Source organism: candidate division WOR-3 bacterium, from assembly GCA_026418155.1.
GTDB lineage: Bacteria > Hydrothermota > Tepidihabitantia > Tepidihabitantales > CAIPLT01 > JAOABV01.
Genome location: JAOABV010000043.1, coordinates 1 through 13,482 on the forward strand (window position 1 = coordinate 1; position 13,482 = coordinate 13,482).

A 13,482-nucleotide genomic window follows, 5' to 3' on the forward strand; every position below is an offset into this window, starting at 1 on the left:
CCATTAGGCAGAGCAGTAATGGGAGGAATGCTCGTTTCAACATTCCTGACACTGGTATTTATACCAACATTATATACAACATTTGAACAAAGACGAAAATGACCCGCTTCACCATTCAATATATGCTGAATACTATTCGCCAAAAGTTTGATTTTCCAATTATGCGGTATTGTTTATCGGTCGTGCAAAAATATTTACGCTCTCACACTATTCGCCGAAAGTTTGATTTTCCAATTATGCGGTATTGTTTACCTGTCGTGCAAAAATATTTACGCTCTCACACTATTCGCCGAGAACAAATAGTTTACACCTTGGTCGCTTTTGTGTGGTGCGGGATTTTGTTAACTCCATTTCTTATAACTTCGCATCTTATGGCACAAACGGACACAATTATCTCCGTTGATACCACCACAACCCTATCCCAACAGGACTCATCTGCATTACAAAAATATTTAGTCCCTCATATCATTCGCAATGAACGAATCGACTATGAAGTCGGAATGGTCTTTTTTGAAAAATATTTAGTGGTATCATCTCAAGACTCAATCTATTTAGGCATTGAAAAGATTCTACCGCTTCCGGAATATTTCCAATACCAAATTACCCAAAAAATAATTCAAGAATATCAACAAACTCGTGAGACATCTCAATCCCAACAACAAACAGACAATCTACCCTTTGACCGTTCAGGTTTAATCCCGGATATAAATTTACCCCGAATACCGCTGTTTGGTGAAGGTAGTAAGATTAATATTTCTGGTAGTGACCGAATCAGTTTTGGAGGCAGACAAACTTTTTCATCTGGCTATACGCAGACTACTGAACCGAGACGACTATTGCCGGAATTAGAGATGAAACAAGCCTTGAGAGTGCAAGTAGAAGGCACAGTTGGCGAACGCACTAAAGTGCTTATTGACCATGATTCGGAACGCCAACTTGAAGGTAAAAATACTGTAAAACTCTCTTATACCGGCACCGAAGACGAAATTGTGCAAACATTAGAATTTGGTAACACCCGTCTGGCTATACCCGGCACGGCTTATACCGGTGATTTGCCCGCAACCAAAGGATTGTTTGGTATGACCGGCAAAGGCAAAATCGGTGATGTTGATTTATATGTCGTGGCATCCCGAGAAGAATCACAAGGAGAAACTAAAGAATTTCGTGGCTCAATGCGAATCATGACAGATACTATCTTTGCTTATGAATTTCTGCGAAGAACATTTTATATTCTGCCTGTACAAAATAGCCAAATACCGATTACTAACCTCAAAGTTTATGTTGACGACCGTAATCGCGCAAATAATCTTCAAGAAAATGCCGAACCGGCAATTGCCACAATCTATCCTGATTACCCTGATAGCGCGCCTAATTATCCCTATGACCGGATTGGTGGCGACTTTGCCCTGAAAACAAGAGGTAAAGATTATCAAGTTAACGAACAACAAATAGGTAATACTTGGCAGTATATCATTGAATTCACATCACCTTTACCCATAAATTATGCGGTAGGCGTAAGTTATATCCAAGGAACAGATACCATTGGCGGAAAAATTTCTCAGGACTCCTTGGTCTTAAGATTATTGAAAAGCACCCGACAAGATACTGCCTCCCAATGTTGGAATCTCGAAATGCGAAACATTTATGCTCTTGGTGCTAAAGATGTGAAGTTAAACGAGATAAAAATCGTGCGCTACGAACAAGGCACACCATCTGACCCAGAATATGAAACTCACGGTTCAAGAAAAGGAGAAACATTTATTAAAATCTTAGGATTAGACCCAGATGCCGATGGAACCGTCGAATGGCCCTACTTTGATGGACCTCGCGGATATATCATCTTTCCCAAACTTAAACCATTTGCCGACACAGGTCTTTCAGTAAGAGATGATAGCGTGATATATTATAAAGACTATCTCTCAGGTAATGAAGGACGAAGATATTTTATCGTTTGTAAATATTCAACAAAAAGAACATCGGTAATTTCTTTAGGCCAGTATGATATTGAAGCCGGCTCAGAAAAAGTTTATGTCAATGATGTTCTGCAAACCAGAGATATCGATTATGAGATTAACTATCAGACCGGCGAGTTGAAATTCAAGAAAACACTACCACCAGATGCTAATGTTAAAGTCAACTATGAATATCGGCCGATATGGTCCTTAGCCCAAAAGTCTTTAATTGGTGTCAGAGCCGAAACCAAAAGCCAGGCTTCGGAAAATGCCGAATGGAAAATAGGTACAAGTCTTTTCTATCGTCAAGAGGGTATGCCGGAATCAAAAATCTCTTTAGGTGCCGAACCATTTCAGCGGTTGATTGCCGAAGGCGATTTGTCTTATCGGTATAAAACAGATTTAATTACATCTTTACTGGACCGAGTGCCTTTATTAAGAGCACAAACTCCAACATCATTGGCATTTGGCATCGAAGGCGCGATGTCCGTTCCTAATCCTAATACCCGCGGCGTGGCATATTTAGACGATTTCGAAAGCACCACCATTACGCAAGATATCTCAAATCGGGCATTGCTATGGCAATTCGCATCCGTGCCCGAAGGAAAAGATACAAGTTCCTTTGCTAAGTCAAGACTATTCTGGTATAACCCCAGTTCCCGCATCAGAAAAGATTCCATCTTTGGTCCGAATATTGGAGAAGAAGGCTCGCAATACGAAGAATATCTTAAAATAATCTTTACACCATCAGCAGTGCAACCAGAATCAAGTTGGGCAGGAATGATGACATGTATTTCCCAAACCGGTCTTAATCTTCGTGATGTAGAAAATCTGGAGATAATTATGCGCTCGTCAGATAATCGCGGCCGATTGCATTTTAGTGTTGCAACACAAATTGATGAAGACGCACCCCGACGAACAAAATCAGGTAACATCGCAGGTTATAATGGAGTTGAAGATTCTGAAGATAAAAACAATAACGGCAAACTTGATGATGCTCCTTTTACAGAAGATACAGGCATGGATACGATTTTAGGCGCAGATGCCAATCTTGTTCCTGGTGATGATGGCAATGATGATTACGATGCATTCTCAAATCCTATCGGTTCTGAAGGAAATCGCCGATTGGATAGAGAAGACATTGATGGTAACGGATACAGTCGTCGCAATGATTATTTTGAATGGTCGGTGTATTTGGCGGATAGTGCGTACTTTAGTCCGTTAGTAAATGGCTGGCGGATATTACGGATTCCGCTTATGGATTCATCTCAGATAAAGCCCCTTATCTACGGCTTGCCGAAATGGGAAGACATTCGAAATTTCCGTATCTGGTTTTCTGGATTTGATACTACGACAACTATAGAAATCTATACCCTATCCTTTGTCGGCTCAAAATGGCAAAACGCCCAAGTTCGTGGAAGTGGTTTGTCGTTAATTGATTCTTTGGAAAAGGTATCAGTTTCGCAAGCCAGTCGTAAATCGGTGCCTAATTATTCTTCGCCGTTTTCTTTGAAAAGAGACCTGACTACTGGTCAATTGGAGTTTGAGGCGTCTTTGGCTATCGCTTATGATAGTATTTTGCCTTCTCATTGGACGATTGTGGAAAAGTATCTGCCTTCTAAGGAAGATTATCGGGAATATCAGTCTATTAAGGTTTATGTGCATAATGATGTTAATGACCCGGTCTTTTATTTTCGGTTTGGTGGTGATTCGCTTAATTTTTATGAGTATCAGATTCCAATTTCGCATGCTTCGGCTGTGCCTGGTAAAGATGGCTGGTATGAGTTGTCTGTTGATTTGGATTCGTGTGTGTTGGTTAAGTTTCTGAAGTCTTCTCGGGATACGATGATTGGTCGGTATCGGGTTTTCGGTTTGCCGGCTCTGTCTGATATTAGATATCACGCGCTGGGTATTAAGAATATTAGTCAAAATAGAATCTCAGGTTCGATTTGGGTCAATGATATTCGGCTGGTTGCTCCTTATCGGGAAGTTGGTTATGGTTTGAGTTCTAATTTTAGTTTGATGCTTTCGGATTTGGGCTCGGTGAGTGTAGGTTTTACTTATTCGGACCCGAATTTTCGTCGGTTTTCTGAAGGTCGTGGTGTAAAGACCGGTGGTTTTGGGACTTCGCTGAGTTATTCGGGTAGAGTGAATCTGGACCGGTTTCTGCCGGCTAAATGGGGTGTGAGTTTTCCTTTTGTTTTTCGCAGGTCGCATAATCGAGCCGTGCCTAAGTTCTCAAGTAAATATCCTGATGTGTCGAAGCGCCTAAACCGTTTGACTAAATCTTTAGCCGCCCTGGAAAAATCCCAAAGTGTCAGCAATGACTTGAGTATGTCTATTTCTAAGTCGCAATCGAGAAATAAGTTCTTAAATTGGACGCTGGATGCTTTGAGTTTTAACTGGTCTCAGCGTTCTCAGGTCAATGAGAATGTGTTGAGTCGGGATACGTCTTTTTCTCAGGTTAGTAGTGTTAATTATCAGATTTCGCCAGATTTAAGTTTTACGCTTGGTGATATGGAGATTAGTCTTTTTCCGAATCAATTTCGGGTTGGTCTGGATATTGCTTCAACTCAAGGTAAACGATGGAGTCGTCGATATGCGGCTACCGGGCAGGATTCGCTTTGGACTTTAGTGCGGACTGATACTGCGCGAACCGCTAATTTGGAAGTTGATGTTGATTGGCAGATGGTAGAGGATTTTAATTTTGGTTATTCGTATGCGGGTGAGCGGGACTTAAAAGTTTCTTCGGTTAATGCGGATAATTTATTTGGCCGTGTCAAGTTGGGCACTGAGACCAATCGTAATGAAAATCTGAATTTTTCTTATGAGTTAGAACTGGTTGAGTTTTTAAGACCGAGATTGGAATATTCCGGTGAATATGAGGAGGGTAAGATTCGCACTGCGCAAGGTTATTCGGATTTAAGAAATTTTTCGGCGGGCTATGATTTTGATATGACGACGGATTTATCGCTATCTAATCTTTTAAGTCGGTTATCGGAGAATCGTTTTGTAAATTCTCTATCCAGTGCAATTCAAGATATTGATTTGAATTATTCGATTAGTGGTAGTAGTGCGGTTCAATCGGTTAATAAATCGGCGCCGTGGCTTTTCCGCTTTGGTTTTGTTAATAGGTTAGATACCAGTCAGTATCGGTATGCGACTACGGCGCGTCTGCGGTCAAATGATTTTTCGGCTTCTACGGGTCTTCGGTATAAGATGTTTTCGCTTTCACCCCGGTATAATCAAACCGTGAGTCGAAATTATTATGTTCAAGATGTGAGTGTTAATCAAACTATTGCCTGGCCTGATTTGACGGTTAATGTTAGTGAAATTCAGCGATTGTTATTAGGACTGGCAACGAGTTCGGAATTATCCAGTAGTTATCGCCAGCAATTGACGCGTTCGGGCACAATGTTTCGGGACTCGTTACGACTGGAAGGTAGGCGTATTGGTAAGTCGCAAAGTTTTAATCCGTTAGTTAGTTGGCAGACAACTTGGAAAGGACGGCTGACTACTAATATCGCAACCAGTTATACGCAAAATTTAGACCAGGTGTTCTTAAGTGGTGGCCAACTGTCAAAACAAAAGACCCAGCAACGGAGCGCAACAGTGTCGGTCGGTTATGCGCTATCTGCCAGTAAAGGCATTCCGCTACCATTTCTGCGCCGAGTTCGGTTATCATCAGATTTGAATTTTACTTGGAATTTACGGTATAACGAGTCAGGTACAGAAAATACCACGATACAAGGTATCACTACCCGCACGCGCAATGACCGTGATATTAGAACTGATTTAGGCACTTCGTTTCGAATTTCCCAAAGTGTTGAATCCGGACTTTCTACCGGCTATTCGGCTTATCAAGATATTTTACAAAATCGTGGCACAAAATCAGTTGATGTTAATTTCTGGGTCTTGTTTAAGTTTTAAGATGAGACTATTCGCTTTTCGGGCTACGCCTTTTATTTTGTGTCTTTTGCTGATGGCTCTTGCTTTTTCGCAGTTAACTTTTGCGACGGATACTCTGCATCTGACTTTGGATTCAGCAATTGAACGGGCGCTAAAGAATAATAAGGTGATTCAAATTGCTCAAGAAAAGGTTAAGGTCCAATCGCTAAATAAAAATATTGCCTTGGCAAACTTCTTTCCCCAAATCAATCTCACGGGCACTTATACCCGTTTGTCTTCAAGTCAAGGTTTTCCCTTGACAGTTCCTGTTTATGGCAAGTATCCCTTTCCGGTTTATAATCCCCAAACCGGACAATTGATTGGTATTACGGAGAGTATTCCAGTTATTGTTGGTGCGGTTACGGAAACTTTAGAGATGGTTAAAAAGGACAATTATAATCTTCAAGGTCGAGTGAGCCAAACGCTATTTACTTGGGGTAAACTCTTAAACGCCTATAAGATTGCCGAACTTAATTGGGAAATAGAAAAGGAGAATTTGCGCAAAACCGTATCGGATTTGAAATTGAAAACAACCGAAGCATTCTATCAAGCATTACTGGCAGATAAAGGACTTGAACTCATTAATGAGTCTTACCAACAGATGGCAAGACATATTCAACAAATTGAAAAACTATATCAGAGTGGTCTGGTGGGGAGACTGGACTTATTGCGAGCAAAAGTCCAATTAACCAATATCCGCTCCCAATTACTCAGAATGGAAAACGCCAAAAATCTAAGTTATGACGCATTACGACTAATCTTAGGACTTTCTTCTGAAGTGCCGTTAGCCTTAAAAGACGATTTTAGTTTTGTGCCGCAAGAGATTCAATTGGATTCAGCCCTATCAACCGCACTATCCGAACGAGTTGATATTAAAATTATGCAAAATAACCTAAAGATTCTTAAAAAGACCTATCAAATTCAAAAGACCGCAAATCTACCTTCTCTCTTTTCCGCAATTAATTACGATTACAAAAAACCATATAGTTTTACGGAAAACGATTGGGGTAAAGATTATAATGTGACTATTGGTGTGCAGATGCCAATTTTTACCGGCGGCGCTAATCTCTATAAAATCAAACAAGCCAAATCCCAATTAAACCAAATAGAACTCGGTCTGAATATGCTTAAAGATGCCGTGCAGTTAGAAATAAAGAGTTTATACTTTAATTTACAACAAGAGAAAAATATTCTCTCATATCAGGATGAAAATGTTAAAACCGCAGAACAAGCACTGTCTTTAGCCGAAGAAAAATATCAGAACGGACTCATTACTAATTTAGAATATATTGATACCCAACTTGCCTTAACCCAAGCAAAATTTGACCGGCTAAATGCAATTGCCAATTGTATCCTTGCTCAAATAAAACTCTTAAACGCTATCGGCAGATACTGATGATATGCTAAAAGTAGATTACAGAAGGAAACTAATTCTTGGTAGACATTGATAGGTGAAAAACTGATATGCAAAAAATAGATTACAGAAGGAAACTTAGAGTTTACATTTGTTAACAAAGGAGCCATACAATATGAGAAGAATCTTAAATACTTTTATCCAGCATAGCCGAACTAATATGAGAAAAATTTCAAAAGTTTTTATTCAGCATAGATACAATCTATCTTCAGTAAAATATTCGACAAACAGCCGACGAACAATTAAGATAATACTATATGCGATATGCTATATGCTCTTTGCTACAATAAGTTTAATTAGTTGTCGCAATCAACGAACCGCTCAAGAGAAAAAAAATATTCAAGCAGTTGAAGTAATCACAGTTAATATAGGCACAGTGAACCGTTCAGTAACTTTATATGGTGCAATCTACGGCTCTTCCCAAGTAACTATCTATCCGAAAATCGCCGGTCGCGTAACCCAAATCGTAAAACCTGAAGGCAGTATGGTTAATGAAGGCGACACGGTTCTTTATATTCTCAATGATATTCCAGGAATGGATTATAAACCAGGTCCAGTGCTTTCGCCAATTGCAGGTATTGTGGGTAAAGTTTATGTTGATATTGGTCAATCCGTAGCTCCACAAATACCAGTAGCAACAGTTGCCAATTATACTGAGCAGGTTAAAGTCAAAGCCCCAATCTCAGACCAAGACCTTCCGTATGTGAAGAAAGGAACTACAGCCCAAGTATCGGTTACTACCTTAGACAATGAAATCTTTTCTGGCACTGTTACCAATATTTCCAGTATCCTTGACCCAATGTCAGGTTCGGCGACTATAGAAATTACAATTCCCAATCAAAATAGACGCTTAATTCCAGGTATGGCGTGCCGAGTCAATCTTCTTTTAGAACAGAAAAAGGATGTGATTACTTTGCCTTTAACCGCGCTTTTTTCTAATAACTACACTAAGGTTTTGGTTGTAGACAAAGATAATATTGCCCGATTTCGTGAGATAAAAGTCGGATTGATGGGCGATGAATTGGTTGAGATAAAATCAGGCTTAGCGATTGGTGAAAAAGTCATCACCACCGGCAAAGAATGGATCTCTGATGGCGAGAAAGTAATCCCAATTGAAATCAGCCAATAATCCTGATAAAACTACCTGATGAAACGATTGAAATGTCAAGAGTTAAAATGTGCAAAAGCTCAAAAGTTTAAAAGTTTGTAATTATTAAGGCTTGGAATTGTTGGTAGTATCTCAAAATATACTTGGTTGATGGCAGATAATCGGGTAAAATCAGTCGCAATGCCGATTTTGAAATTGACCGGTATCTCATAAAAGAAAAGAGTTTGCAGGTTCAATTCACTACCAATTGTCATTAATGTTCTATCAGTCTTAAATCGATGATGTTCAAACTTACTACCAATATCATAAAAGATATTACCTGAGATGTTCTTAAAAAATACAGGAAAAGTTCCCAGTCCGCGCTCGAGCCAGAATAATGGAAAACGATACTCCAAAGTTGCTTTAAGAATATGTTGAGTCTTTATCTCATTTTCTTTATAACCTCTAATATTTGATTGTCCCAGAGTATAAGAGTTGTGTGCAATCGTATCGCCCCATGAGAATCCAAAATGTAATGAACTCATCAGAATGTGATGCCGAAACGGTAAGTTCAAATAATTGTTGGTATGAATATCGATTTGGGTCAAGTTATATTCACTGGCTAAAAGTTGGGAATAGTGATAAACTGACAACGATAGATTTGTTCCTTGTTCTGGGCTAATTGAATACGCATAATATTTAGCATTACTAAAACCATACGAAATACCCATACCACTCATCAGATAGTCATCTTTATTAAGAGCATAACTCAATGATAAATCTTGATACTGAGTAATTTTTCTCCATTGGAAGGTGTTGATTAATCGACTGTGAATTTTCCCTTTATCATAATACCCACTAATTTGGATGGTTGGCTGATAACGGTCAAAGATATAATCAAGATAGATGCTTGGCTTCTTATCTTGTAAGTTGTAAAAACCTTGAATGAGATAACTGTGTTGTAAGAGAGCATCGGCACCATAAGTAAGTGCTCCAATGGACCAAGAATTATAATATTGGGCGATAGGTAACCAGAATTGGGGAAGGACCGAAGGAAATGGACTATAATAATAAAGTGTTGCTTGAATGGTGTCGGGCTGAATATCATTTTCTAAACTACCTAATGGTGCAATATTGGTAGTAATCAGGCTTATTGAGTCTAAATTAATATCCATTATATGAATATTATAACCATTAGCCGAATAGAGTAAAAACGCCAGTCTTTTGTTATCAGGTGAAAGTGTTGGTCGGAAGGCGCCAGTTAACACATTGGTGATTTGATAAGTTCTACTTTGTTTCAGATAATAAGCATAGATATTAAAGACACCATTACGGTCAGAACTAAATAACAGATATTCACCATCTGAAGACCAACAAGGATGAATATCTAATGCTTGGTCTTGAGTAATCGGAGTTAGCCAGCCGGTCTCAAGATTAAAAAGATAAAGGTCCTCAAAACCACCTTGTTGCCAAATAGCAACGCAAATTTTTTTGCCATCTGGTGAAAATCGGGGGTTGGCATATTGCATATTGCCATCACTATGAGTCAAAGGAATCTTCTCTTGATTTTCTAAATCCATTAGAAATAAATTGGTCTGACCAAGTTCATTGCCAACAAAGATTATTTTATTGCCCTCAAGTGAAAGGTCTGGGTCTGATGCTCTTAAGCCATTGGTGATTCGCTTGAGTTTTTTCGTGGTCAAATCATAAAGACAAATGTCATCATAGATATAATAGTTTTTATAGACTTCTCGGATACTAAAGATAAGTTTTGTGCCATCCTGGGAAATGTTCAAAGGTGAACTAATTATCTTCTTAAGTAAAGTCTTAGTCTTATTTTCCGTTAAGTCTAATACTTTTATTGCAGGAAACTCGTGACTGTTTTGAGAAAGATAATAGATTTCATTGCCATCTCGAGAAAAGACCGGTGAGTCAAGATAGAATCCTTCATTTGTTAATTTAGTTGAAGGTGTTAGCGGGTTTTGAAGGATTGATTCGATTTCGGTTTGATATTCATTAATTATTTCTTTCTGCCAATCTCGCCATAAAGCATAGATACTTTTGCCAAAAACTTGTTTTGCCCGGATATTAATAAAAAGTGGTAGTCCGCTACTATGCTTACGAGAATAATCGACTAATTTCTCTTTACCATATCTTTGGGCTAAATAGGCATAAAATTCACCACCATAAAGATAAGGTGTTTCGCCACCAGGAAATTGTGCCAATTCATAAGTGACACATTTATCAACCGGAAATAAGTTTTTCTCTAAGACCGCAGTTCTCAGTTGCATCTTATGATAAGTGCTCTGACATCTACCTTTACCGGTAAATTTAGTTTCATTAAATACAGAGAATCCCTCGTGAAAAAACAAGGGCATTGCGACATTAGGCAGTACGATTCTACCAAATATCTTTCTTAATAATCTCGGTAAGCCCAAAGCCATATCCATATGCAGAATGTGAGCATATTCGTGGGTAATGAGATATTCTAACCAATCATTATAATTAACTAACATATCTTTAGGAAAAGTTGGACTTAAAAATATCAGATTATTAGGAAATGGTGTTGCCCAGCCTGAAACATAATCGTAAAAATCACTGAGGACAACATTAGTCTTACCTTTTGGCTTCCAACGCATAAAAAGGGATAATCGTTTATGCACATCTTCACAATACCAGGCAACTTTTTTTGCCAGTGCTTCGGCATCATCATTATGAGATTGTGATGCGAAATGTATTGAGAAGTGGTCAGTTTCCAAAGTATACCATTTTAGTTTTGGGTCAAGTTTGGGCAGGGGCAAGAATTGACTTATTGCTAAACTCACGAAGATTAGATAAGACATTATTAGATACTCGTAATTCTTTTGATTAAAATTGTTGCATAACTTCCCTTAGGCAGAAAGAACGACACAGTTTGTTTGTATTTCTTCGGATATAAATCATCATTCATTGGTTCAGTTATTGTTATATTTTTTGGTAAGACAATGGCTTTTCGTTCATACGGCTTAAAAAATAGTCCTTTGATACCCAAATGGATTTTTAGGTCTTTTAATGAGATATTTTGATTAATTTCTCTTGATTCTTCTGAAAGCACTTGTTCCATTGCGGATTTTATTTCGGCATAGTGAGACTTTGATTTATGTTTTTCAGTTGGGATTGCCGAGTTGGAGAAGTTATTAAAATCTGCCAAGGTTAATTTATAACTTGGCGCCGGAACTACTAAATCCCTTAGATAATTAAATTCCGCAGAAGAAAGTTTCTCATAAAAATATAGTTCGCCAAAACGATATTTTACTGAAAAATATTTTATCTTCCGATTTTGGATTAATTTTTTTAAGGTCTCATTCCACAGATATGCCTGATAAGCATTAATAAACATTTCCAATAAGTCCCGTCTAATAGTCTTAATTGCACCCTTAAAATCTTTGGGATGTTCTTGAAGATAGTGTAAAGGATATCGGAATTGACCTAAATCATAAGGCGCCTTGAGGCACTTTTGCCAATTGCCCCAGTTTTCTAAAAGATATTTTTTAAGTCTTCGGGTTTTACTATCATCAAATTTTGATGGTGTTGCCAAATAGAGTTTCAGGGCACCATTATAATGTTGGAAAATCAATTTCTGGGCAATAAACCCTTTTTGGGCTCGACCCGAACCCATCCTCTGCTCATCATAATAATTAGGAAAACCATAAGTCTTAATTACTTTTAGATTTTGGTTGATATATTCAATCTCTTTTTGATTAAGGTCTCGTATTGTTATCTGAAAAGCATTGCCCAATAAAGAATTGATAGTAATCGGTTCAGGTGATGTGCCCACAAAAGATAACTTAAAATTCTTTTCGGCAATATCTAATTTTTCCAAGTTTTTAATTGAAATAAATTGAATGGAATGACTGTAACGGTCTTTGATGCCAGCCCGACCAATATCTTTTAATCTATATTTCCGGGATAAATAATCCAGTAAATCAAAAGTATCCCAAAATTTCTTTTCCAGTTTATAAATTGCATAAGGACCAGATTGATTAAAAGATATGTTGACTTTTTCTTCAACATAAAAGTCATCAGGCAAGCATTTAATCTTCATTTTAATCTGATTGGATTATGAGCGCTTGAAAAGTTGCACTAAATATAAGATAATTCCCGCAATAGTAAAAGCGAGGATAGCGATAATATTATCATCGGTATCAATAAACCTCGCTGTAATCAATTTTGGCAGAGGTTTTGATTATAACCGAGTATTTCTAATAATCAATAAAATTCCGATACCAATAAAAAGTAAGCCCGAGATAATATGAATGATTCTAACGGGTAAGATTTTCTGTAGTCCAGCACCGACAATAACACCTAACAAGGATGATAAGATTAAAGCACAGGCAGAACCTAAAAAAACAATCCAAGGTGATTTACCTGAAGCCGCAAAACCGACAGTGGCTAATTGCGTCTTGTCACCGAGTTCGGCTAAAAATACCGAGACAAAAGTCATCGCAAAAAGTTTAAAGTCCATTATGCTTTCCTCCAAAGATATTTATTAAATTAAACACCGCATCGGTCATCTGAAACGGATTTTTATCTATTAAATCAAAGGCAACATCGGGCATCATCTAATCCTGTGTCTTATTTATAATTACAATAACATTGAAGTCCATTGCGGTCAGAAAATTTATTATAAATCATAGTGAAAACTAAAAGAAAATCAAGAAATTATTTATAATGACACATTCAATTATTTGAACCTCCATCTCTTAAAAGCAGAACTTAAATAAATTCAATAAGACAGAAACTATTCATATCAATCTGCTACCAATATTAAAAACTATTTGACATAATTCTATATCAATACTATAATCCCATAATGAAAAATGATAAGGACTTTTACAATTTAACAGAAAGGCGGTGATGTAACAATAAAAAACACAAATACTTTTTAGTATTTTAATACAGAGCAAATTCAGCTCAGAAAGGAGTTAAAATGGCAAAATGTCCATTTTCTTGGATTCAAGTTACAAAACCTCCAGGGTGTTTAGGCGGTTTATTTGGTGCAAAAGAGCAACAAGTTTGGGAACCTCAAGAATGTATGGGAC

The 13,482-nt window shown here is 37.8% G+C and carries 6 protein-coding genes; 3 read left to right on the forward strand and 3 right to left on the reverse strand.

The annotated features are described in order from the left end of the window. The first annotated feature begins 122 nt into the window (after positions 1-122). From N2201_05610 to N2201_05620, 3 genes are all read left to right on the forward strand, one after another. On the forward strand, positions 123-5,882 hold the full coding sequence (locus tag N2201_05610; protein ID MCX7785686.1) for a hypothetical protein: 5,760 nt from the start codon (positions 123-125) through the stop codon (positions 5,880-5,882). Position 5,883: 1 nt separating this feature from the next. Further along, the gene (locus N2201_05615) at positions 5,884-7,296 is read left to right on the forward strand and encodes a TolC family protein (protein ID MCX7785687.1); all 1,413 of its coding nucleotides are present in this window, start codon (positions 5,884-5,886) and stop codon (positions 7,294-7,296) included. A gap of 133 nt (positions 7,297-7,429) precedes the next feature. After that, a complete protein-coding gene (locus N2201_05620) occupies positions 7,430-8,443 on the forward strand; it encodes an efflux RND transporter periplasmic adaptor subunit (GenBank protein MCX7785688.1) in 1,014 nt (337 codons plus the stop codon). A 59-nt stretch (positions 8,444-8,502) separates the two neighbouring features. Here N2201_05620 and N2201_05625 read toward each other — a convergent pair whose 3' ends face one another. The 3 genes from N2201_05625 to N2201_05635 form a co-directional block, all read right to left on the reverse strand. Next, positions 8,503-11,244 (reverse strand): hypothetical protein, encoded by a 2,742-nt coding sequence (locus tag N2201_05625; GenBank protein ID MCX7785689.1) that lies wholly within the window; start codon positions 11,242-11,244, stop codon positions 8,503-8,505. A gap of 2 nt (positions 11,245-11,246) precedes the next feature. Then, on the reverse strand, positions 11,247-12,485 hold the full coding sequence (truD, locus tag N2201_05630) for a tRNA pseudouridine(13) synthase TruD (GenBank protein ID MCX7785690.1): 1,239 nt from the start codon (positions 12,483-12,485) through the stop codon (positions 11,247-11,249). Between the two features lie 141 nt (positions 12,486-12,626). Beyond that, entirely contained in the window at positions 12,627-12,905 is a 279-nt protein-coding gene (locus N2201_05635) for a TMEM165/GDT1 family protein (GenBank protein ID MCX7785691.1), read from the reverse strand. Positions 12,906-13,482 lie beyond the last annotated feature (577 nt).

Coding starts and splice junctions, on each gene's coding strand:
- N2201_05625 (MCX7785689.1), bottom strand. CDS start 11,244: ATGTCTTATCTAATCTTCGTGAGTTTAGCAATAAGTCAATTCTTGCCC.
- N2201_05615 (MCX7785687.1), top strand. CDS start 5,884: ATGAGACTATTCGCTTTTCGGGCTACGCCTTTTATTTTGTGTCTTTTG.
- N2201_05635 (MCX7785691.1), bottom strand. CDS start 12,905: ATGGACTTTAAACTTTTTGCGATGACTTTTGTCTCGGTATTTTTAGCC.
- N2201_05610 (MCX7785686.1), top strand. CDS start 123: ATGCTGAATACTATTCGCCAAAAGTTTGATTTTCCAATTATGCGGTAT.
- N2201_05620 (MCX7785688.1), top strand. CDS start 7,430: ATGAGAAGAATCTTAAATACTTTTATCCAGCATAGCCGAACTAATATG.
- truD (MCX7785690.1), bottom strand. CDS start 12,485: ATGAAGATTAAATGCTTGCCTGATGACTTTTATGTTGAAGAAAAAGTC.